Origin of the sequence: Streptomyces sp. NBC_00989, from assembly GCF_045162655.1 — a bacterium.
Lineage (GTDB): Bacteria > Actinomycetota > Actinomycetes > Streptomycetales > Streptomycetaceae > Streptomyces.
Map to the genome: position 1 here is coordinate 2552289 of NZ_CP108728.1, position 21494 is coordinate 2573782.

The 21494-nt window shown below is 71.8% G+C and carries 20 protein-coding genes; 7 read left to right on the forward strand and 13 right to left on the reverse strand.

All coding sequences use genetic code 11. The annotated features are described in order from the left end of the window. Nucleotides 1-50: 50 nt before the first annotated feature. From OG714_RS11025 to narJ, 4 genes are all read left to right on the forward strand, one after another. Nucleotides 51-902 carry a helix-turn-helix domain-containing protein gene (locus OG714_RS11025; protein ID WP_406120160.1) on the forward strand — a complete coding sequence of 284 codons (852 nt, stop codon included), beginning with the start codon at nt 51-53 and terminating at the stop codon, nt 900-902. Between the two features lie 85 nt (nt 903-987). Next, complete coding sequence (locus OG714_RS11030; protein WP_406120161.1) at nt 988-1851, forward strand: helix-turn-helix domain-containing protein; 864 nt, start codon at nt 988-990, stop codon at nt 1849-1851. An 81-nt stretch (nt 1852-1932) separates the two neighbouring features. Continuing rightward, entirely contained in the window at nt 1933-2748 is an 816-nt protein-coding gene (locus OG714_RS11035; RefSeq protein ID WP_406120162.1) for an SAM-dependent methyltransferase, read from the forward strand. A gap of 181 nt (nt 2749-2929) precedes the next feature. Next, complete coding sequence (gene narJ, locus OG714_RS11040; RefSeq protein ID WP_406120163.1) at nt 2930-3409, forward strand: nitrate reductase molybdenum cofactor assembly chaperone; 480 nt, start codon at nt 2930-2932, stop codon at nt 3407-3409. Here narJ and dnaK read toward each other — a convergent pair. The 6 genes from dnaK to OG714_RS11070 form a co-directional block, all read right to left on the reverse strand. Next, nucleotides 3406-5289: a molecular chaperone DnaK gene (dnaK, locus tag OG714_RS11045; protein WP_406120164.1), complete on the reverse strand. Its 1884-nt coding sequence runs from the start codon at nt 5287-5289 to the stop codon at nt 3406-3408. The genes narJ and dnaK overlap by 4 nt on opposite strands. 115 nt (nt 5290-5404) lie before the next feature. Further along, nucleotides 5405-5830, reverse strand: coding sequence for an OsmC family peroxiredoxin (locus OG714_RS11050; RefSeq protein WP_019062882.1), 426 nt, complete (start codon nt 5828-5830; stop codon nt 5405-5407). A gap of 53 nt (nt 5831-5883) precedes the next feature. Continuing rightward, entirely contained in the window at nt 5884-7689 is a 1806-nt protein-coding gene (locus tag OG714_RS11055) for a DUF2201 family putative metallopeptidase (RefSeq protein WP_406120165.1), read from the reverse strand. Continuing rightward, nucleotides 7686-8747 carry an ATP-binding protein gene (locus OG714_RS11060; RefSeq protein WP_019062884.1) on the reverse strand — a complete coding sequence of 354 codons (1062 nt, stop codon included), beginning with the start codon at nt 8745-8747 and terminating at the stop codon, nt 7686-7688. The genes OG714_RS11055 and OG714_RS11060 overlap by 4 nt, the downstream gene beginning before the upstream one ends. Nucleotides 8748-8838: 91 nt before the next feature. Beyond that, complete coding sequence (locus OG714_RS11065; protein WP_406120166.1) at nt 8839-10917, reverse strand: phage holin family protein; 2079 nt, start codon at nt 10915-10917, stop codon at nt 8839-8841. A 102-nt stretch (nt 10918-11019) separates the two neighbouring features. Then, a complete protein-coding gene (locus OG714_RS11070) occupies nt 11020-11451 on the reverse strand; it encodes a hypothetical protein (RefSeq protein WP_406120167.1) in 432 nt (143 codons plus the stop codon). 85 nt (nt 11452-11536) lie between these two features. Between OG714_RS11070 and OG714_RS11075 the strand changes: the two genes are divergently transcribed. Together OG714_RS11075 and OG714_RS11080 are read left to right on the forward strand one after the other, a co-directional pair. Next, nucleotides 11537-12310 carry an MBL fold metallo-hydrolase gene (locus OG714_RS11075; RefSeq protein ID WP_406120168.1) on the forward strand — a complete coding sequence of 258 codons (774 nt, stop codon included), beginning with the start codon at nt 11537-11539 and terminating at the stop codon, nt 12308-12310. Further along, nucleotides 12307-12942, forward strand: a complete 636-nt coding sequence (locus tag OG714_RS11080) for a DedA family protein (protein ID WP_406120169.1) — start codon at nt 12307-12309, stop codon at nt 12940-12942. Before OG714_RS11075 ends, OG714_RS11080 begins: the two co-directional genes overlap by 4 nt. Here OG714_RS11080 and OG714_RS11085 read toward each other — a convergent pair. From OG714_RS11085 to OG714_RS11115, 7 genes are all read right to left on the reverse strand, one after another. Then, nucleotides 12939-14012, reverse strand: a complete 1074-nt coding sequence (locus OG714_RS11085) for an MBL fold metallo-hydrolase (RefSeq protein WP_406120170.1) — start codon at nt 14010-14012, stop codon at nt 12939-12941. The two genes, OG714_RS11080 and OG714_RS11085, sit on opposite strands and share 4 nt — an antisense overlap. After that, complete coding sequence (locus tag OG714_RS11090; RefSeq protein ID WP_406120171.1) at nt 14009-15256, reverse strand: aminotransferase class I/II-fold pyridoxal phosphate-dependent enzyme; 1248 nt, start codon at nt 15254-15256, stop codon at nt 14009-14011. Before OG714_RS11090 ends, OG714_RS11085 begins: the two co-directional genes overlap by 4 nt. A gap of 53 nt (nt 15257-15309) precedes the next feature. Then, the gene (locus OG714_RS11095) at nt 15310-15897 is read right to left on the reverse strand and encodes a hypothetical protein (RefSeq protein WP_406120172.1); all 588 of its coding nucleotides are present in this window, start codon (nt 15895-15897) and stop codon (nt 15310-15312) included. Nucleotides 15898-16077: 180 nt separating this feature from the next. Further along, nucleotides 16078-16887: an RNA polymerase sigma factor SigF gene (locus tag OG714_RS11100; RefSeq protein ID WP_406120173.1), complete on the reverse strand. Its 810-nt coding sequence runs from the start codon at nt 16885-16887 to the stop codon at nt 16078-16080. Nucleotides 16888-17008: 121 nt separating this feature from the next. Next, complete coding sequence (locus OG714_RS11105; RefSeq protein ID WP_019062892.1) at nt 17009-17230, reverse strand: DUF6158 family protein; 222 nt, start codon at nt 17228-17230, stop codon at nt 17009-17011. Nucleotides 17231-17339: 109 nt separating this feature from the next. Continuing rightward, nucleotides 17340-18959, reverse strand: a complete 1620-nt coding sequence (locus OG714_RS11110; protein WP_406120174.1) for an ABC-F family ATP-binding cassette domain-containing protein — start codon at nt 18957-18959, stop codon at nt 17340-17342. Between the two features lie 120 nt (nt 18960-19079). Further along, the gene (locus tag OG714_RS11115; RefSeq protein ID WP_406120175.1) at nt 19080-19751 is read right to left on the reverse strand and encodes a histidine phosphatase family protein; all 672 of its coding nucleotides are present in this window, start codon (nt 19749-19751) and stop codon (nt 19080-19082) included. Between the two features lie 157 nt (nt 19752-19908). Between OG714_RS11115 and OG714_RS11120 the strand changes: the two genes are divergently transcribed. Beyond that, entirely contained in the window at nt 19909-21426 is a 1518-nt protein-coding gene (locus tag OG714_RS11120) for a bifunctional phosphatase PAP2/diacylglycerol kinase family protein (RefSeq protein WP_406120176.1), read from the forward strand. The last annotated feature ends 68 nt before the right edge of the window (nt 21427-21494 follow it).

Genomic DNA, 21494 nt, shown 5'->3' on the forward strand with positions numbered 1-21494 from the left:
GGGATCCTCGACTCGTTCACGTGCGCTCTCCTTCGACTACGGTCGTGCGTATGACCATTGTCCCGACCGGCACCGACACCGCTGCCGACGCCCCGGCCGGCAAGGGCGTCGGCCCGTTGCTGCGTGCCTGGCGGGAGCGGCGGCGGGTCAGTCAGCTGGAGCTGGCGTTGCGGGCCGACTCCTCGGCGCGGCACATCAGCTTCGTCGAGACGGGGCGGTCCCGGCCGAGCGAGGAGATGGTGCTGCGCCTCGCCGAGCACCTGGACGTGCCCGTACGCGAACGCAACTCCCTTCTCCTGGCGGCCGGTTACGCCCCGCACTATCCGGAGACCCCGCTGGACGACCCGGCGTTGGCCGCGTTGCGCGAGGGTCTGGAGCGGCTGATCCAGGGCTACGAGCCGTTTCCGGCGCTGGTGGTCGACGCCACCTACACCGTCGTCGCGGCGAACCGGGGCATCGCCATGCTCCTGGACGGCGTACCGGAGTCGCTCCTCCAACCCCCGCTCAACGCCATGCGGTTGACGCTCCACCCCGATGGCCTGGCACCGCGCATCCGCAATCTGGGTGAATGGCGCGGGCATCTCCTCGCACAGATGGAACGGCAGATCGCGCTGCACCGCTCCGAGCCGTTGCGGGCGCTGCACGAGGAGGTCGCCGCGTACCCGGCGCCCGGGACGGCCGGCGCCGGAGATGCCGGAGACGGCGGAGACGAACCCGCGCCGCCCGTCCCGTACTTCGCGCTGCCGATGCGGATCGAGCACGACGGCCGGGTGCTGTCCTTCGTCTCCTCGATCTCCACGTTCAACACACCCATGGATGTCACGGTGTCCGAGCTGGCGATCGAGACGTTCCTCCCGGCCGACCCGGCTACGGCCAAGTACCTGCACGCGCTGGGAGACTGACGGATGATCACCTCCGAACCGCTGAGACAGTGGCCGGAACATGGCACACTGCCCCCAGACTTCGGCGCGTATGGGGAGGCGTGGCGTGAGTGAACGACGGCCCGCGCCCACGGTGGGCCAAGTGGTGCTGGGCAGAAGGCTGCAGGAGTTGCGTGAGGCGGCCGGCATCAAGCGCGAGGAGGCCGCGCAGGTCCTGCGGGTGGCCCCGGCGACCGTACGGCGGATGGAGATGGCCGAGGTCGCGCTGAAAGTGCCGTACGTCCAGGTGCTGTTGACGACGTACGGGGTGTCCGAGGAGGAGACGGACGCGTTCATCGCGCTCACCGAGGAGGCGAACCAGCCAGGTTGGTGGCAGCGGTTCCACGATGTGCTGCCCGAGTGGTTCAGCCTGTACGTGAGCCTGGAGGGCGCCGCCGGACTGATCCGTTCCTACGAACCGCACTTCGTGCCGGGCCTGTTGCAGACCGAGGACTACGCGCGTGCCGTGATGGAGGCCGGGACGATCGGGCAGACCGGTCCGGAGACCATCGAGCGGCATGTGTCGCTGCGGATGGCGCGGCAGGGGCTGCTGGAACGGGACAATCCGCCGCACCTGTGGGTGATCATGGACGAGACCGTGCTGCGCCGGCCGGTGAGCATGCGCGGCGAGGTCATGCGCGAACAGCTCGACAGACTCCTGGAGTTCGGCGAGCGCGACCGGGTCACGCTCCAGGTCGCCGAGTTCGAGAACGGCCCGCACCCGGGGACGTACGCCCCCTTCTCGCTGTTCCGTTTCGCCGAACCGGAGCTGCCCGACATGGTGTTCACCGAGTACCTGACCGGCGCCCTGTATCTGGACTCCCGTACGGAGGTCTCCGCGCATCTGGAGGTCCTCGACCACATGACGGCGCACGCCGCGTCCGCACAGCGCACCAAGAAGATCCTGCGGGACTACCGCGAGACCTTCTGAGCACGGCCCGGCACACAGCACGGTCCGGCAGACTGCACGGTTCCCGGCACACCGACCGAACTCCCGAGGAGACGACACCGCATGACCGGATCCGAAGCCGCGCCCACCCGTATCGACACCAGCCGGCCGCATCCGGCGCGGGTGTACGACTGGTGGCTCGGCGGCAAGGACAACTACCCGGTGGACGAGGAGCTGGCGCGCAGGATCCTCGCCTCGGACGGCACCGCGGTGCGCGGGGCGCGGGCCAACCGCCGGTTCATGCACCGGGCGACGCGGACCGCCGCCGAGGCCGGGATACGCCAGTTCCTGGACATCGGCACGGGCATTCCCACCGAGCCCAACCTCCACCAGGTCGCGCAGAGCGTCGCCCCGGACGCCAAGGTGGTGTACGCGGACAACGACCCGATCGTGCTGCGGCACGCGGAGGCGCTGCTGCACGGTTCGGCCGAGGGCAGCACCGAGTACGTGCACGCCGACGTGCGCGACCCGGACACGATCCTGCGGCTGGCCGGCGAGACCCTCGACTTCACGCAGCCGGTCGCGCTGTCGCTGGTGGCGCTCACCCACTATCTGGGCGACGATCCCGCGGGCGACGATGTCTACGGCCTGATCGAGCGGTACGTCGACGTGCTCGCCCCGGGCAGCTACCTGGTGATGTCGCAGGTCACCCCGGACCTCATCCCCGAGGCCATCGCGAAGGCCGCCGAGCACTTCCGGCGCAGCGGCACCCCGTTCTACCCGCGCTCGCTGGCCGAGTTCTCGCGCTTCTTCGACGGCCTGGAGCTGCTCGGCCCGGGCGTCATCTCGGTCTACGGCTGGCGGCCGGAGCCGGAGGACGTGGCCGCCCAGGCGGAGGGTGTCGTCCCGGTCTACGGCGGGGTCGCCCTCAAGCACTGACCCGTACGGCGTGGGCTCCGACGCGTACCGCCGCGGGCGCTGACCCGTACGGCTGCGGTGAACGGGTGCGCTCCCCTGCCCCGCCCTAGGTTCGACACCACGGGCGGGCAAGGGAGCGCGGTGACGGACGCGCGAACACCGCCCGTCGAGCCGGGAGAGACCACGACGCGGAGGATGCCCGATGCCCTCGGACGCTGTGCTGTACCAGGCGGCCGCGCTCTGCCTGACCTACCCCGACGACGACTTCCGCGCCCGGCTCCCCCTGCTGCGCGAAGCCGCCCCGCAGCTACGGGAGTTCGTCGACCACGCGGCCCTCACCCCGGCGCGGGACCTGGCCGCGCACTACGTCCAGGTCTTCGACCTCGAGAACCGGCACAGCCTGTACCTGAGCCGGTGGCAGGACGGCGACACCCGGCAGCGCGGTATGTCCCTGGTCCGTTTCAAGGACCTGTACCGCGCCCACGGGCTGGAGTTCACCGGCGAGGAGCTGCCCGACTTCCTGCCCGCGGTCCTGGAGTTCACGTCCCGTACCGGCGACCTCGGCCTGCTCGCCGAGCACCGCGCCGCCCTGGACCGGCTCCGCTCCCGCCTGACCGACTTCGGCACGCCGTACGCCTCCGTCCTGGACGCCGTCCGCGCCACCCTGCCGGCCGGGGGCTAGGCGGCTCCGCCCTTCGTGTCCTGTTCGTCGTCGACGATCTCCGCGTCGACGACACCTTCCTCCTCATCGTGCTGCCGAGCGGAGTCGGGCTCCTCGGCGCTCTCCGCCTGTTCCGTGGGTGACTGCTGCGCCGCCTGCGCGTACATCGCCTGCCCCATCCGCTGGCTGACGGTGGCGAGTTTCTCGACGCCGGTGCGCAACTCGGCCGTGTCGGCGTCGTGTTCCAGCAGGGACTTCACCTCCGCGGCCGACGCCTCGACCTCGGACCTGATGTCCCCCGGAACGCGTTCCTCGTTCTCGTGGATGAACTTCTCGGTCTGGTAGACGAGTTGCTCGGCCTGGTTGCGGGTCTCGGCGGCCTCGCGGCGCCTGCGGTCCTCGTCCGCGTACTGCTCGGCCTCCCGCATCATCCGGTCGATGTCGTCCTTGGCCAGGGCGGAGCCGCCCGTGACGGTCATCTTCTGTTCGCGGCCGGTCGCCAGGTCCTTCGCCGAGACATGCATGATGCCGTTCGCGTCGATGTCGAAGGCGACCTCGATCTGCGGCACCCCGCGCGGGGACGGCGGCAGCCCGGTGAGGTCGAAGACGCCCAACTTCTTGTTGTACGCGGCGATTTCACGCTCGCCCTGGTAGACCTGGATGCCGACCGAGGGCTGGTTGTCGGTGGCGGTGGTGAAGATCTCCGAACGCCGGGTCGGGATGGTCGTGTTGCGTTCGATGAGCGTCGTCATGATGCCGCCCTTGGTCTCGATGCCCAGGGACAGCGGGGTGACGTCGAGGAGGAGGACGTCCTTCACGTCGCCGCGGATGACCCCGGCCTGGAGGGCCGCGCCGAGCGCCACGACCTCGTCGGGGTTGACGCCCTTGTGCGGGTCCTTGCCGGTGAGTTCCTTGACGAGGTCGGTGACGGCGGGCATGCGGGTCGAGCCGCCGACGAGGATCACGTGGTCGACCGCGGAGAGCTTGATGCCCGCGTCCTTGACCGCCTGGTGGAAGGGGGTCTTGCAGCGGTCGAGCAGATCGGCGGTGAGTTCCTGGAACCCGGCGCGGGTCAGCTTCTCGTCGAGGTGCAGCGGGCCGTCGGCGGAGGCGGTGATGTAGGGCAGGTTGACGGTCGTCTCGGTGGACGAGGACAGTTCGATCTTGGCCTTCTCGGCGCCCTCGCGCAGGCGTTGGAGCGCCATCTTGTCCCTGCCGAGGTCGATGCCGTACTGCCCCTGGAACTTCTTGGCCAGGTACTCCATGACCCGCTGGTCCCAGTCGTCGCCGCCGAGACGCGTGTCGCCGTTGGTGGCCTTGACCTCGATGACACCGTCGCCGATCTCCAACAGGGAGACGTCGAAGGTGCCGCCGCCGAGGTCGAAGACGAGGACGGTCTGTTCCTCGCCGCGGTCGAGGCCGTAGGCGAGGGCGGCGGCGGTCGGTTCGTTGATGATCCGCAGGACCTTGAGGCCCGCGATCTCGCCTGCCTCCTTGGTGGCCTGGCGCTGGGAGTCGTCGAAGTAGGCGGGGACGGTGATCACGGCGTCGGTGACGTCCTCGCCGAGATAGGCCTCCGCGTCCCGTTTCAGTTTCTGCAGCACGCGCGCGGACAACTCCTGGGCGCGGTACCGCGTTCCGTCGATGGCGCCCGTGTCCGGGAAGCGCCACGCGGTGTCGCCCATGTGCCGTTTCACCGAGCGCGCGGTGCGCTCGATGTTCGTCACCGCCTGCCGTTTGGCGACCTCGCCGACCAGCACCTCGCCGTTCTTGGCGAAGGCCACCACCGAGGGTGTGGTCCTCGCCCCCTCGGCGTTGGCCACCACCGTGGCCTCCCCGCCCTCCAGCACCGCGACCACCGAGTTCGTGGTCCCCAGATCGATCCCGACCGCACGTCCCATCGCTGTCCCCTTCCGCCAGGCGCTGCCCGATCTCCAGCTGAGAACTTGAGTGCGGGAATGTCAATGCCGCACCCGTTTTTCCGGGCGCGGCATCGAGGCGGGGGGAAAGCGGGGGTCAGGCGGATTCCACCGTCAGCGTGATCGTCGTACCCGCGAGGGCCTGGCTGACCGGGCAGTTCTTCTTGGCGTCCTCGGCGGCGGCGGCGAAGCCGGCCGCGTCCAGGCCGGGGACCTCGCCGCGGACGGTGAGGTGGATGCCGGTGATGCCCTCGCCGGGCTGGAAGGTGACGTCGGCCTTGGTCTCCAGGCGGGTGGGCGGGGTGCCCGCGCCGGTCAGGCCGTGGGAGAGCGCCATGGAGAAGCAGCTGGAGTGGGCGGCGGCGATCAGTTCCTCGGGGCTGGTCTTGCCGTTGGCGTCCTCGGCGCGCGAGGCCCACGTCACCGGCTGCACACCGATGCCTGACGAGTCGAAGGTGACCTCGCCGCTGCCCTTGATGAGTTCGCCTTCCCAGACGGTGTGTGCGGTGCGCGTGGTTGCCACGATGTTTCCTTTCGACGCGGATGTCGTTCGAACCCATCCGATCACATTCCGCTTCAGCTCACCCGGAAGACCGGCCCACGGGCGGTGAACGGCAGGCGAGCATTCCGCGGTATGAGATAGGCGTGTTCGCGCCGCACGCGCAGGGTGTCGCACATGCCGTCCGTGATGACGAGGATCGGCGCTCCCGGCGGGAAGTCGTCCGCGCGGTGCAGCAGATCGATCCCGGGCTGCAGGACCGTACCGCCACGTCCGTGCACGCGGACCCGGCCCGCGATGTCGGTGACCGCCACATAGCCCGCGTCGTGCGGGGCCGCGTCGCAGAACACGACCCGGGCGGCCGGTACGTCACGGGCCTCGGCGTACGACGCGATCGCGCCCAGCGCCTTGCCGAGGAGGGCGCGGTCCATGGAGCCGGAGGTGTCGAGGACGACGCCGAAGGTGCAGCGGGCGATCTCCTCCGGCGGGAAGTAGTGGCCCGCGCGCGGGATGTCGGGGGTGGAGGACTGGCGGCGCGAGGGGCGGGCGTACGACCGTACGGGCTCGGGGCGTGGCACGAACTCGTCGAACCAGCGGGCGAGTCGGGCGTCCCACGGCAGCGGCGGGTGGCTGAGCGCCCGGATCTCCTCGACCAGCCCGCCGGGCAGGAAGCCCCGTTCGTGCCGCTGGTGCAGGTCGAGGCCGCGGGCGAGGCCGCGCCGGTAGAACTCGTCGAGGTCCACGTAGTCGCGCGGGCTGCCGAGCGGGCCGCCGAGGATGTCGCCGACACCCTTGCCGCGCAGGGTGGCCAGGCGGCGCATCCGGCGTAGGTCGCCGGCGATCCGGTCGTAGACCTCCTCGGCGGAGAGGTCCTTCAACTCCGGGTCGTACAGCAGGCCTTCGGGCATCCGGCCGACGTCCATCTCGCACAGCCAGCCGTTGATGACGTAGTCGGCGGCGATGTTGAAGAGGAACGGGTCGCGGACCCCGCAGCGGTCGCCGTGGCGCAGGGCGGCGTGCAGCATCTCGTGGGCGAGGACGAACCGCCATTCCTCGTCGTCGAGTCGGCGCAGCGGGTTGACGTAGATCTCGGCCGCGCCGGTGTCGACGGCGGCGACGGAGATGCCGTGGGCGCGGGCGAGTTCGGCGTCGGCGACGAGGGTGATGCCGGCCGCGATGCCGCCGAGGAGCGGGTAGGAGGAGACGAGCCAGTTCAACGCCCGTTCCCAGGGCTGGAGTCGGGTGGGTCCGCCGCGCATCGAGGCGCGCCGGCCGCCCGCCACGTCCATCGCCATGGCCACGGTGCGGGTGAGGGCGTTCGCGAAGTTGAGCTGCCAGTCGGGTGCCTTGCCGCCCTGCCAGGTGTCCCACGGCACGAGCAGCTGGTCCGGCTCGCCGCCCGCCGTACCGCAGCGCTCGTACAGGGGCGGGATGCCGTCGCGGCGCCAGCGGGCGGCGAGTTGCTCCTCGTCGCCGCCCGGGTAGGCGGCGGGCAGGTCCTCGGGGGTGATCCCGATGGGGAAGCCGAGCAGGAAGCGGTTGACGACGGCGCAGTTGGCCGCGAGGGCGGGGCCGTCGGGCTGGTCGCGGAGCTTCGGCGCCGCCGGGACATGGCCGAAGCCCAGGTGGATGATGCAGTGCGCGATCGCCCAGGCCCACTCGGCGGGTTCGGCGCGGCGGGTGGGGTGGACGTGCAGCACGCCGTTGGAATCGACGCGCACGAGACCGGAGTTGGGCGTGTGCCGGCAGTCGTCCCGGCGGCAGGTGCTGAAGCCGATGGCGGCGAGCGCGCGGTTGGCCCGCACCAGCCGCAGCCCCTCCTCGAAGGCCTCGGCCGCGAGATCCTTCTTCGACTTCCCCTTGTTCCCCCGGGTACGGCTCACTGCCGGGCCTCCACCAGCCGGGGCATGTCACGGGCCGCCTCGACCAGGAACCAGGCGGGCAGCAGCGGATTGCCGTCGGTGTCCGGGGCGATGACGCTCTGCGCGACCTCCACGGAGATCTCGGCGAGCTGCACGAGCAGCGACTTGGCGCGGTACGCGGTCTGCAATCCGTTCGCCGACAAGTGCTCCTTGCTGACCGGGAGCTCCTTGACCAGCCGGCCCCGGAAGGACTCGGCGAGGTAGTACAGCAGGTCGCGGTCCTCGGGGCGGTGCGGCCAGCGGGCGTCGCCCTTGATGATCGCCTCGATGCCGAACCGGCTGCGCACGATCTTGACGTACCCGCAGAACGCGACCGCGTGGGCGGGCGTCAGCGTGCCGTGCGCGATGACCTTCAGGGTGTCCTCGTCGAGGTCGGGCCCGAAGGAGCCCAGCGCGTCGGAGAGCATGTGCCAGGACCGGGGCGTGGAGAAGGCCTCCTCGGTCTTCGGCGGCTTGGACCACAGGTGGTCGGGCCGGTCGGTGAGGTGGTCCAGGATCCACGGGTGAATCCCGTTGGCGGCGGCCCAGTTGAGCCAGTCCTTCGGGGACGCCTCCAGGTGGACATGCGTGAGCCGGTTGATCAGCGCGGACGCGATCGGCCGGGCCAGCGCGTTGTCGGTCGCCCGGTTCCCGGCGCCGATCACGATGGAACCCTTGGGGAGTTCGTAGTTCCCGATACGGCGGTCCAGGATCAGCGAGTAGAACGCCTTCTGCACATCCGGTGTGGCCGCGTTGAGTTCGTCGAGGAACAGGCAGTACGGCTCGTCCCGCGCGATCGCCTCCGGCGGACAGAACACCGACCGCCCGTCCCGGATCTGCGGCACACCGATGAGGTCCTCGGGCGCGAGTTGCGTACCGAGCAGGCTGACGCACTCCAGGCCCAGCGACTCGGCGAACTCCCTTACCAGGGACGACTTTCCGATGCCGGGCGCGCCCCAGATGAACACGGGCCGGACGGTCGCGAGACCGAGCAGCAGCTCCGGTATGCGAGCAGGGGTGACAGTGACGGCAGCCTGCAAAAGAGGCGCTCCTCAAGGGGGTTCGGCAAGGGCGCACACGCGCTCCGATGCCCCCAGTGTGTGCCTGTGTCCCATCCGGCGCAGCCGATTTTCAGGCGGCCCGTTCCGACTGCTCGTCCGTCAGCGGCACTTGGGGTCCGTTGCACTCGCGCAGCCACCGGCGCAGAACCTGGTGGACGTGCTCGGCGCCCACGAGGTCCTCGCCGTCGTCGACCGGTGCGGAGAAGCTGTGCGGCGACAGCAGGAACGGCTTGGCCTGGGCACCGCCGAGGCCGCCGTGGGAGCCGATCTGCTCCTCGAAGGCGAGGACTTCGCCCTCGGCGGGGTCGTACCAGGAGTTGACCATGATGTCGGCGGTGTGCGGGAAGGAGTGGGTGCGCCGGACGGCGTCCGCGACGCCGGGGCCGAAGTCCGCCAACGGGCCCTGTTTGTCGTCGAGTTCGGCCACCGGGAGTTCGGCGCCGTGCGCCCCCAGCACGACCCCTCCGTGCTCCTCGCTGCGGACGAGGACGAAGCCGATGCCGGGGTGGTTGGCGAGGGTCGTCAGCAGCGCCGGATGCCGGGCGTCGATCTCCTCCTTGCTCATGCGGTGCGGCACGTCGGGGAAGGAGACCAGGCCGAGGTTGCCGGAGGCCAGCACGACCGGCTCGGAGTGCCGGCCTGGGTGCCTGTGCTGCTCGTCCTTCTTCTCCTCGACCGGACGGCGCAGTGCCGCGCGGACGGCCGCGCGGGCCTCGGTGCCGCTGTGGGTGCGGCGGGCCCGGCGCGGCACGGGCAGCCCGCAGCCCGCCCGGACCAGGTCGCCGAGGGTGAGGCCGTAGCGGCCCTGGAAGGTCTCGCCGGGGCTCTGCCCGTGGTCGGAGAGGACGACGATGCGGTAGGGCCGCGGGGCGTGCTCGGCGACGTTCTCGATCAACGCGAGGGAGCGGTCCAGGCGTTGGAGCACCTTGGCGGCGTCGCGGCTGCGCGGTCCGGAGTGGTGGGCGACCTCGTCGTAGGCCACGAGGTCGGCGTAGACGGCGGTGCGGCCGGCCAGCATGTCGCCCATGACGGCCGCGACGACGACGTCCCGTTCGATGACGGTCGCGAAGGCGCGGACGAGGGGGTAGAGGCCGCCGCGCTTGATCCGGGGGCGCTGCTTGGTGAGGCGGCTGCGGGTCGACTGGCCGATCTCGCGGCCGACCTCGGCGACGAAGGACATCGCGGTGCGGACGGCGTTGGCCGGGTCGGAGAAGTAGGCGAAGTAGCCCGCGCGGGAACGGTTCTCGCGGCCCCGGCGGCGGATGGCGATGGACAGGACGAGGGCCTGTTCGTCGGCGCCGCCGCTGAAGAGGTTGCCGCGGCTGGCGCCGTCGAGCGTGAGGAGGCCGCCGTCGCCGGTGAACTCGACGGCGCGGCGCTGGAGTTCGGCGGCGCTGGTGGGGCGGTTGCAGACCATCACCTCGCCGGTGTCCTTCTCGTACCAGCGGAAGGCGGGGATGTCGTGGTTGGAGCCGTGCAGGATGCCGAGCTGGCTGGCGCCGGTCTGGCTGGACCAGTCGGTGCGCCAGGGGGTGAGGCGGTGGGTGGGGCGGTCGCCGCCGAGGAGCTTCGCGACGGTCGGCATCAGGCCCTTGGCGACCGCGCCGAGCAGGACGTCGTGGCCGACGCCGTCGAGCTGGAGGAAGACGGTGCCGGGCGAGGACGGGCCGGGGGGCAGGGCTCTGCGGCGGCGGTCGGCGAGGCGGTAGAGGCGGCGGCGGTAGGCGTCGTCGTCGCGCACCGCGAGGGCACCTCCGGTGGCGGAGGCGACGGCGGACATCACGGCGGCCACGACGACGGCGGTCTCGGGGGCGACCTCGCCGCGCAGCCCGCCGTCCGGGTTGATGCGCAGGGCGATCAGCAGCAGCGACCCGTTGAGCACGAAGACGAGGAGCCCGAGGACGAGCGCGGGCACCAGCAGCAGCAGCCGTACCAGCAACGGCCAGACGAGGGCCGACAGCAGACCGAAGGCGCCGGCGCCGAACGCGGCCGTGACACCGATCCGGGTCGCGCTGTCGCCGTCCGCCGACTGGAGCTTGAAGTCCGGCAGGATCCCGGCGAGCACCAGCATGGTGACCGTGGAGACCGCCCACACCGCGATACTGCGCCCGACCTGACTGGCGAGCCGCCGCCAACGCGCTCCACCCACGCCCCGTACACCTCACGTCCCTGGCCCGTCGACCTGGCGGGCCTGTGCCCAGCCTGTCATACGGGACGCGTGGACCCTGGAGCGAGAAGCGGGTCCCCAGAGCTAGCGGCCGTCGTAACCGGCCGTCGGCATGGACAGCCGTCGGTGCACGCTGGCCTTCATCTGGGCGTCGTAGCAGGGTTCCGCGCGGCCGACCGTCTCGATCCGCACCCCGCGTCGCGCGCACTCGTCGGTGAACTCGTCGACGGAGGACAGCGCGCTCTCCAGTACCCGGCGGCTGGGGGCGACGAACAGGTCGAGGCCGGGGCGGACGCCGTCCCACAGGGCGCAGTGGTCGGGGCGCAGCGCGCGGACCAGAAGCTCGCGGGCGATCACGTAGCCGTGGTCGGCGGCCCAGCGGGCGCACATCGCGTGCTGGCTGCGGGAGTCGACCAGGAAGGGGTCGTCGTCCAGCTCCTCCAGCGGCGTCAGGCTGGCGATCGCCGTGACCCGAAGCCGCGAGCGCATACCCGAGGCACCCCGTACCTGTCCCATGGCGTCCCCCTCACCTCCGGGTTTCGCCGCCGACCCTACTCCTGCCCGTAGGCTTCGGGGGAGTCGCGCGAAGGAGGCAAAGAAGGTGCCGGTGGAGATCACCTGGTGGGGTCACGCCACCTGCACGATCGAGGACTCGGACGTACGCGTGCTCACCGACCCCCTGTTCGCGCGCCGCCTCGCGCACCTACGGCGCCGTCGGGGCGCGGTGCCGCCGCCCGAGGCCCATCGCGCGGACCTGGCGCTCGTCTCCCATCTGCACGCCGACCACCTGCACCTTCCCTCGCTCGCCGCCCTCGCCCCGGGCACGCGCCTGCTCGTGCCCCGGGGCGCACTCCGCGCGGTCCCCGGACTGCGCCGGCTCCGGCAGCTGCGGATCGACGAGGTGGTCCCCGGCGATCAGACGATGGTCGGTGACCTGGTCGTACGGGCCGTCCCCGCACGGCACGACGGACGCCGGCTGCCGGTCGGACCGCACCGCTCCCCCGCGCTGGGCTACGTCGTGGAGGGCGAGGCGCGGACCTACTTCGCCGGGGACACCGGGCTGTTCGACGACATGGCCAAGGAGGTCGGGCCGGTCGACGTGGCGCTGCTGCCGGTGGGCGGCTGGGGTCCGTATCTCGGCGAGGGGCATCTCGACGCGGGCCGCGCGGCCCAGGCCCTCGCCCGGCTCTCGCCGCGCAGTGCGGTGCCGGTGCACTACGGCACGTACTGGCCGATCGGGATGGACGCGGTGCGCCCGCACGAATTCCACACGCCGGGCGACGAGTTCGTGCGGATCGCGGCGCAGCTCGCGCCCTCGGTGTCGGTGCACCGGCTCGGGCACGGGGAGAGCGTGCACCCGGAGGTCGCCCGGTGAGCTGGTTCGCGGAGGCACTGTCCGCGACGGCCACGACGTCGCCCGAGTCCACCCAACAGGCCATCGGCTACCCGTCGTTGTTCCTTCTTGTGCTGTTCGGGGCGCTGGTGCCGGTGATTCCGACGGGGGCGCTGGTGAGTTCGGCGGCGGTGGTCGCCTTTCACCAGACGGCACCGTTCGCGCTGGCGCTGGTCTTCGTTACGGCTTCGCTGGCCGCGTTCCTCGGGGACATCGCGCTGTACTGGCTGGGGCGGCGCGGGATGGGGTCGAAGAACGGGTCGCGGTGGCTGGAGGCGATCCGCTCGCGGGCTCCGGAGGAGCGGCTGGAGCAGGCCCAGGCGAAGCTGGCCGACCATGGGGTGGCGGTGCTGGTGCTGTCCCGGCTGGTGCCGGCGGGTCGTATTCCGGTGATGCTGGCCTGCCTCATGGCGGAGTGGCCGATCCGCCGGTTCGCCCGGGGTAATGCGCCCGCGTGTCTGGCGTGGGCGGTGACGTACCAGCTGATCGGCATCCTTGGGGGTTCGCTGTTTCCGGAGCCTTGGGAGGGTGTGGTGGCGGCGGTTGTGCTGACCGTGGTGATCAGTGTGGCGCCGACTCTGTGGCGACGGGTGAGGAAGACAACTCCCGTCTAGGCGAGCACTCTTGAGCCTCCCACCGGCAGGTCCCACAGGTCCTCGCGCGCCAACTCCGCCTTCTCCCAAGCCGCCCTGACCCGCGTCAGCGGTTCCAGGACCGGCTCCGCCGACAGGACGAACGTGCCCCAGTGCATCGGAGCCATCCGCCTCGCGCCCAGGTCCTGTACGGCCTGGACCGCCTCCTCGGGATCGCAGTGGACGTCGCTCAGCCACCAGCGCGGGTCGTACGCGCCGATGGGGAGGAGGGCCAGGTCAATTCCCGGATAGCGGCGGCCGATACGGGAGAACCAGTGGCCGTAGCCCGTGTCGCCCGCGAAGTAGACGCGCTGTCCGTCAGGGGCCGTCAGGACCCAACCGCCCCACAGGGAGTGGCAGGTGTCGGTGAGGCTGCGCTTGGACCAGTGGTGGGCGGGGACGAAGTCGAGGCGTACGCCGTCGAGTTGGGCCGCCTCCCACCAGTCGAGCTCGGTGACGCGGGTGAATCTGCGGCGCCGGAACCAGCTGCCGAGGCCGGCCGGTGCGAACACCGGGGTGGTGCGCGGGAGTCGGCGCAGGGTGGGGGCGTCGAGGTGGTCGTAGTGGTTGTGGCTGATGACGACGGCGTCGATCGGCGGGAGTGCTTCCCAGGCCACGCCGACGGGGGTGATCCGGGCCGGGGTGCCGAGGATGCGGTGGGACCAGACCGGGTCGGTGAGGATGGTCAGCCCGCCGATCCGCACCACCCAACTGGCGTGCCCCGCCCAGGTGACGGCGACGGTCAGGGCGTCCACCTGGGGCAAGGGCTCTGGTGCGAACGGCAGTTGGGGGATGTCGGCGAGGCCCTCCGGGCGGGGCCGCACGGAACCCTCGCGGGCGAAGCGGGCGAGCGCCTTGAGGCCGGGCAGCGGGGCGGTGAGCCGGTCGTGGAAGGTCCGGGGCCACACGCGCCGCTCGCCGAGGGGGCGGGGTTCGGCGAGCGGCGGGAACGAAGGGGCGAACGGGGACGAGGGGGTGAACGGAGACGTCGGAGCGGCCGCTTCCCGCATGGCCGTACTGCTGTCGGTGGTCGACTCGGACTGCTGCGTCATCGAGGAGGCTCCCATCGCTGAGCGTCGTCGCGGAGATCGTCGAAGATCGACCTCAAGGACATCAACGCGCGTTGCACGTGTGGCAGTTCCAACGGAATGGGTGACGTGAGACATTCCGCGCGCTCCCCGTCGGTTCGGCCCAGCAGCGCCCCGGTGGACAGCCGTACCCGCAGCGCGCCCAGGTCGTCGCCGAAACGGTGGCCGCCCGGCGCGGGCATGCCGAGCCGGGCGGTGAGGAACTCCTCCAGGTCCTGCGCGTCGCCCACCCCCTGCGGGGTGAGCGCGTGGCGCAACGGCCCGAGATCGACGTACAGATGACGTCCGGCCTGCGGCGGCCGGGAGAACGCGCCCGCCCCGGTGACCACGGCGTGCACGGCGGCGGCCACGCGCGCGTGCAGGCGTACGGCGGTGTCGCGGCGGGCGAGGACGGGCGGGGGTTCGCCGAGGGCGTGGCCGGCCGCGGCGGCGACCGGTGCGGCGACGCGGGCGCCGAGTGCGGTGAGGACGTCGAGCACGCGCGCGCGTAGCGCCTGCCCGGCGCGGTCGGCGGGGAAGCGGGCGACGGCGGCCGGCCAGCCGGACGGGAGGAGCGCGCCGGCCAGGTCGGTGACGACGGTGACCTTGTCGGGCAGCATCTCGGCGGGGCTGAGCAGCATGGTGCCGCGCGGTGCGTGCAGGGTGTCGCGCCAGGTCTCGTCGCTGACCAGGTGCAGCCCCTCGGCCGCGGCGGCCTCGACGGTCTCGTGCATGACCTCGGGCGGTGCGACGGTGGCGGTGGGGTCGTCGGCGACGGACAGCACGAGCAGCCGCGGGTCACCGCCCTCGTCCCGGACCCGGCGCACGGTCTCCAGCAGGGCGTACGGATCGGGCACCCCACCGCACTCGGCCGGGGTGCCCACATGGAACACGGATCTGCCCAGCAGGCGGGCGTACGGCGCCCACCAGGCGGCGCAGGGTCTGGGCACCAGGACGTCACCGCCGAGCGCGGCCGTCAGCGCGACCAGCAGCGCGGGGGCGCCCGGGGCGGCGGCCACGCGGTCGGGTTCGGCGGGCAGGCCCCGGCGTTCGAAGTAGCCGCTCGCGGCGTCGAGCAGCGCGGGGGCACCGCCGACGGGCTGTTCCTCGGTACGGCTCGCGGCGGCGGCGAGGACGGCGGCCAGTTCCGGCAGGACGGGCAGCCCGTCGTCGGGAAACACCGGACCGTAGCGCACAGGCCCCTGGCCTACCGCGTCCGCCTGCCGCATCGTGCCTCCGCGCAGTCCCTCGTGCAGTGCCGTGCCGTGTCCCGATCGCGCGCTCAGTGTCCCGGCGTCCGCCTGCGCAGCCGGTACACGGCGCCTCCGAAGGCACCCGCGATCAGTACACCACCGGCGACCAGAGCCGGAACGGAGTCGGTGAAGGTCCCGCCCTCCCCCGCCCGCACCCCGCGCTGGATCGCGGCGGGCACACCACCACCACAGGCATCCCCCCGGGGCTCCTGACACTGGGGTTGCCCACCCCCGCGCTCGATGCTGAAGGTCGCGCTCCAGGGCCTGCCCTGTCCGCCGGGCGGCGCGGGACAGGTCCCGTCGACGGTCCACGCGGAGTCCCGCTCGACCCCGTCCGTGGAGATCCGCGCGGTCCCCCGGTAAGCGGCTCCGGCAGCCCGGTCGTCGTTGCCGGGCACCCGCTGCAACTGGACGGTCCCGTCGTCGAACCCCTGGGAGGTGGCGTCGATGGTCTCGGCCACGGTCCCCCCGGTCGCCTCGCAGGTGACGGAAACGGTGACGCTCCCACCCGCCCGCACGGTGCTCGGACTGACCTCGGCACCCGGATCGGCGGCCAGAGCGGGCCCGGCGGCGCCGACAAGGGCGACGACGGACAGAGCAAGGGCGGTGCGACGCATGAGCGGGTCTCCTTAGACCGAGGACGACGGCAACACCATCGAAGCCCGGTCAGGAGAGCGCCGCGCGCGGCCAGGCCCCATTGGGGTGGGGAGAGCGCCCGAGCGAGTGAAATTCAGGCCGGCCGGGGCGCCCCTTCAGGGGCGCGGGGAACCGCGCGCCCAGCCCCCACCGGCCCGCAGCTAGGCAACTTCCCGCAGAACCTGTTCCCGGATCCGCCGACAGCACCGGTTGATCAACCGAGACACATGCATCTGCGAAACCCCGAACCGCTCAGCGATCCGGCTCTGCGTCATGTCCCCGAAGAACCGCAGGTACAAGATCTCCCGCTCCCGCTCAGGCAACGCGGCAAGCCGAGGCTTCACGGCCTCACGATCGACGACGACGTCCAACGCCGGATCAGCGGCCCCGAGAACATCGCTCAGCGAATACCCGTCCGAACCGCCGGGGGCACCCGCGTCCAGCGACAACGCGCTGAAACTCTCCAACGCCTCGAGCCCCACCCGCACCTCCTCCTCGGAGAGACACGCGTGCGCGGCGATCTCCGCCACGGTAGGCCGCCGCCCCGGCACGGTCTGGGCGAGCTCCTGCCCGGCAACCCGCACCCGGTTCCGCAGATCCTGCACCCGCCGAGGCACATGCAACGTCCACAGGTGATCCCGGAAGTGCCGTTTGATCTCACCGGTGATCGTCGGTACGGCATAGCTCTCGAACGCGTTGCCCCGCTCGGGGTCGTACCGGTCGACGGCCTTCACCAGCCCGAGGGCAGCGACCTGGCGTAAGTCCTCGGTGCTCTCGCCCCGGTTGCGGAACCGCCCCGCGAGCCGGTCGGCCATGGGCAGCCACGCCTCGACGATGCGTTCGCGGACGGTGTCGTGCTGCGGGCCGGGAGGCAGCGCGGCCAGCGTGCGGAACGCCTCCGCGGTGTCGGGGGCGTCATGGTGGGAACGGCGTTTCGTGCTCGTACTCGTGCGAGAGGGCCGAGTGGGCATGGCGCGTCACAACTCCCTTGAGCATGCTCCGGGTTGGACGGTCACCGTCGGTGGGAACGCGTTTGCGATCCAGCGCTGAAAGTCCGCCTGCCCCCGACCTCAAGGCACAAACACCCGCCGCTCAGTCCCGCTCGCGTGCCCCCTGCCGGGTACGGCCGGGGGCGACGAGGCGACGCGGGTGGCGGCGCAGATACTCGCCCTCCAGTCCGGCCATACGGTCGTTGTGGGCGCGCAGCGCGTCGTTCGAGCCGTACAGCAGGGTGTCGTGGCGCGTGCGGTGGATGGTCTCCAGCTCCTTCATGAGCTGAGCATCGTCCAGGCGCGCAGGGTCGACTCCGGTCATGGTGTGCCCCGCTCGTCGAGTCTCACGGTCCTGAGTCCACTCTACGAACATTCCGGCATTCCGGCCCCGCGGCCTCCGCACCAAAGCAAGCCGTCACACCCCGCACGACCTACCGCGCGCGCTCCACCCGCCGCTCGTCCCACACCGGCTCGGTCGTCTCGCGGACCTTGCCGTCGCTGCCGAAGACGAGATACCGGTCGAAGGAGCGGGCGAACCAGCGGTCGTGCGTGACGGAGAGCACCGTGCCGTCGAACGCCTCAAGCCCCTCCTGAAGGGCTTCCGCGGATTCCAGGTCGAGGTTGTCGGTCGGCTCGTCGAGGAGAAGAGCGGTCACTCCCTGGAGTTCCAGCAGCAGGATCTGGAAGCGTGCCTGCTGCCCGCCGGAGAGCCGGTCGAAGCTCTGCTCGGCCTGGCCGGTCAGCTCGTAGCGCCGCAGCCGGGACATGGCGGGGCCCTGGGCCTGCGCGTGTTCCTTCCACAGGATGTCGAGGAGGGTGCGGCCCTGGAGTTCGGGGTGGGCGTGGGTCTGCGCGAAGTGGCCGGGCACGACGCGCGCGCCGAGCTTCCACTCCCCCGTGTGCTTCACCTCCTCGCCGGCGAGGAGCCGCAGGAAGTGGGACTTGCCGGAGCCGTTGGAGCCGAGGACGGCGACCCGTTCGCCGTAGAAGACCTCCAGGTCGAAGGGCTTCATCAAGCCGGTGAGTTCAAGTCCCTTGCAGGTGACGGCTCTTACGCCCGTGCGGCCACCCTTGATGCGCATGGTGATGTCCTGCTCGCGCGGGGGCTCGGGCGGCGGTCCCGCCTCCTCGAACTTGCGCAGGCGGGTCTGGGCCGCGGCGTAGCGGGACGCCAACTCGTGGCTGATGGAGGCGGCCTGACGAAGGTTCAGGACGAGCTTCTTCAGCTGGGCGTGCTTCTCGTCCCAGCGGCGGCGCAACTCCTCGAAGCGGGCGAAGCGTTCACGCCGGGCCTCGTGGTAGGTGGCGAAGCCGGCCCCGTGCACCCAGGCGTCGGCGCCGGTCGGCGAGGGCTCCACGGAGACGATCTTCTCGGCGGCGCGGGCGAGGAGTTCACGGTCGTGGGAGACGAACAGGACCGTCTTGCGGGTCTCCTTGAGCCGCTCCTCCAGCCAGCGCTTCCCGGGCACGTCGAGGTAGTTGTCGGGCTCGTCGAGCAGCAGCACCTCTTCGCTGCCGCGCAGCAGCGCCTCCAGCACGAGCCGCTTCTGCTCACCCCCGGAGAGCGTGCCGACCTGCCGGAACTGCGCCTTGTCGTACGGCACTCCGAGCGCGGCCATGGTGCACATGTCCCACAGGGTCTCGAACTCGTAGCCGTGCACCTCGGCCCAGTCGGACAGGGCCTGCGCGTAGGCGAGTTGGGCCGCCTCGTCGTCGACGGTCATGATGCCGTGCTCGGCCCTGTCGACCTCGGCCGCGACCTCGCGGATGCGCGGCGGTGCGACCGAGACGAGCAGGTCCCGTACGGTCGTCTCGTCGCGTACGGAGCCCACGAACTGGCGCATCACGCCCAGGCCGCCACTCACGGTGACCGTGCCGCCGTGCGGTTTCAGCTCGCCGGAGATCAGCCGGAGCAGGGTCGTCTTGCCGGCGCCGTTGGGCCCGACCAGGGCGACCACGGCGCCTTCGCCGACCCGGAAGGACACATCGCCGAGCAGCGGCCTCCCGTCGGGGAGGTAGTACTCGAGGTGTGCGGCTTCCAGATGTCCCATGACCACGCATTCTGTGGGGCGGCCTCGCGGCCGGGCAAACTCTTATTGTGCCCGTCAGGGCCTCGCCAGGCTGTCGCCGGGACTTCGCCGGGAGCAGGCCCGGACCCCGCCCGGACCTCGCTAGGGCTTCTGGTCCTCGTCGAGCGGCTGTCCGGTCGGGCCGCCGTCCGTGTCCGGTCCGGCCGTCTCGACCAGGGCGCCCTCCCAGGACAGGGCCTTCCAGCCGTCGGCCGGGGAACCGTCCAGGATCACGATGCCGGTGTTGTCGAGGGGGCGGGCGGCGGCGAAGGTCACGTCGATGTTGTCGGCGCGGGCGGACGTCCACATCCGGATCGCGGCGCCGTGGCTGATCATGGCGACGGTGCGGGCGCCGCTGTCCGCGGCCTCCGCGATCACGCCGTCGTAGCGGGCGAGGGCCTCGGTGCCGCTCTCGCCGCCGGGCATCCGCAGCTCCGTGTCACCGGCGGCCCACGCGAACACGATCCGCATGTACTCGTGGCCGGGCTCGGTGTCGCCGGGCAGCATCTCCAGGTCACCGGCGGTGAGCTCACGGATGCCGTCGCGGACGCGTACGTCGAGGCCGCGGGCGGCGGCCAGCGGGGCCGCGGTGTGCTGGGTGCGGATCAGGGTGGAGGCGTAGAGGGCCTCGATGTCCTCGTCGGCGAGGGCCTCGGGGAGGGCGGCTGCCTGGCGGCGGCCCAGGTCGGTCAGCTCCGCGCCGGGGACGGCCGTGTCGAGGAGGTAGGCCACGTTGGCCGTCGTCTGGCCGTGGCGTATGAGGAGCAGGCGCATGCGGGGATCCTCCGATGGAACGGTCCACCCACGGTCCGGACGAAATGGTCCGCCGACAGTCGGTACGAAGCGGTCCGCCGACGGTGGACGACGGTGGAATCGGGCCGCCGGCGGTCCGCCGGGCAGCAAACGGCCATTTCAGGGTACCCGGCAGCGCATGAGCCCTGACGTCGACCTCACGGTCCCCCTCCCCGGCCGCCACGCCCTGCGCGAGTGGCTGCTCTCCCTCGACTCGCGCCTCTTCGAGGTGGCCGCCGAACGGAACTGGCCCGCGGGCGAGCCCGTGCTGCCGCGGCTGAGCCGGAGTGCCAACCACGGCGTGCTGTGGTTCGCGACGGCCGCCGCGGTGGCCGCGAGCCGTACTCCGCGGGCCCGCCGGGCCGCCGCCCGGGGCATCGCCTCCCTGTCCCTGGCCTCCCTGGCCATCAACACGATCGGCAAGCGGACCGTACGCCGCTCCCGTCCCGTCCTGGACCCCGTCCCGCTGGGCCGGCAGCTGAAGCGGCAGCCGGTCACCACGTCGTTCCCGTCCGGTCACGCGGCGTCGGCGGCGGCCTTCGCGACCGGCGTGGCCCTGGAGTCCCCGGCCTGGGGTGCCGTGGTCGCGCCGATCGCGTTCTCGGTCGCCGCCTCCCGCGTCTACACCGGTGTCCACTTCCCGAGCGACGTGCTGGCGGGCGCCGCCCTGGGCGCGTGCGCGGCGTTCGCGGTGCGCGGCATGGTGCCGACCCGCGGGCAGATCGTGCCGCCGGCCCGCTCCCGCGCCGAGGTCCCGGCGCTGGAGGACGGCGAGGGCCTGGTGATGGTGGTCAACTCGGCGTCGGGCAGCGCCGACCGGGCCGACGCGCTGACGGACTTCCTGCCCGGCGCGGAGGTCGTCGCCTGCCAACCAGCCGGCATACAGGCCGAGTTGGAGAAGGCGGCGGCCCGCGCCCAGGTCCTCGGGGTGTGCGGCGGCGACGGCACGGTGAACGCGGCGGCCGAGGTCGCCCTGCGCCACGGCCTGCCCCTCGCGGTCCTCCCGGGCGGCACGCTCAACCACTTCGCCTACGACCTCGGGGTGGAGGGCCCGCGCGATCTGAGCAAGGCGGTCAAGCAGGGCGACGCCGTACGCGTGGACGTCGGCCGGTTCACGTCCGGTGCCACCCGGGGCATCTTCCTCAACACCCTGAGCCTGGGCGTCTATCCGGAGCTGGTGCGCGAGCGGGAGCACTGGGCGCCCCGGATCGGCGGCTGGCCCGCGGGCGTGATCGCAGCGTTGCGGGTGCTGCGCGCGGACCGGCATCCGCTGGAGGCCGAACTCGGCGGCCGTACCCGCCCGTTGTGGCTGCTGTTCGCCGGCAACGGCACCTACCACCGGATGGGGATCGCCTCCGGCCGCCGCGTCGACCTGGCGGACGGGCGTCTCGACATCCGGATCGTGCACGGCGGCCGCAGGCCCGCGCTGCGTCTGCTCGCGGCGGCCCTCGCGGGCCCGTTCTCCCGCTCCCCGGTCCACGCCTCGGTCCAGGTGCACCGACTCCGCCTGAGCGGCCTGGCACCGGGCACGCTGCTCGCCTACGACGGTGAAGTCACGGACGTGGGTGGCGAGTTGACGCTGGAGGAGCAGCCCGAGGCGCTGACGGTGTATCGCCCGCTCACGGAGTCTCTGATCACCCGTCAGTCCACATCGTAAAACGCGGGTCTCATTATTCGGCATGCGCGCGTACCTTCGTGTGTACGACGAAGAAGCCGCCGCGAAGG

Bases quoted from the DNA above. Each gene is read 5' to 3' on its own strand.
- OG714_RS11025 (WP_406120160.1), top strand. From the start codon at position 51: ATGACCATTGTCCCGACCGGCACCGACACCGCTGCCGACGCCCCGGCC.
- OG714_RS11035 (WP_406120162.1), top strand. From the start codon at position 1,933: ATGACCGGATCCGAAGCCGCGCCCACCCGTATCGACACCAGCCGGCCG.
- narJ (WP_406120163.1), top strand. From the start codon at position 2,930: ATGCCCTCGGACGCTGTGCTGTACCAGGCGGCCGCGCTCTGCCTGACC.
- dnaK (WP_406120164.1), bottom strand. From the start codon at position 5,289: ATGGGACGTGCGGTCGGGATCGATCTGGGGACCACGAACTCGGTGGTC.
- OG714_RS11070 (WP_406120167.1), bottom strand. From the start codon at position 11,451: ATGGGACAGGTACGGGGTGCCTCGGGTATGCGCTCGCGGCTTCGGGTC.
- OG714_RS11085 (WP_406120170.1), bottom strand. From the start codon at position 14,012: ATGACGCAGCAGTCCGAGTCGACCACCGACAGCAGTACGGCCATGCGG.
- OG714_RS11090 (WP_406120171.1), bottom strand. From the start codon at position 15,256: ATGCGGCAGGCGGACGCGGTAGGCCAGGGGCCTGTGCGCTACGGTCCG.
- OG714_RS11095 (WP_406120172.1), bottom strand. From the start codon at position 15,897: ATGCGTCGCACCGCCCTTGCTCTGTCCGTCGTCGCCCTTGTCGGCGCC.
- OG714_RS11100 (WP_406120173.1), bottom strand. From the start codon at position 16,887: ATGCCCACTCGGCCCTCTCGCACGAGTACGAGCACGAAACGCCGTTCC.
- OG714_RS11105 (WP_019062892.1), bottom strand. From the start codon at position 17,230: ATGACCGGAGTCGACCCTGCGCGCCTGGACGATGCTCAGCTCATGAAG.
- OG714_RS11110 (WP_406120174.1), bottom strand. From the start codon at position 18,959: ATGGGACATCTGGAAGCCGCACACCTCGAGTACTACCTCCCCGACGGG.
- OG714_RS11115 (WP_406120175.1), bottom strand. From the start codon at position 19,751: ATGCGCCTGCTCCTCATACGCCACGGCCAGACGACGGCCAACGTGGCC.
- OG714_RS11120 (WP_406120176.1), top strand. From the start codon at position 19,909: ATGAGCCCTGACGTCGACCTCACGGTCCCCCTCCCCGGCCGCCACGCC.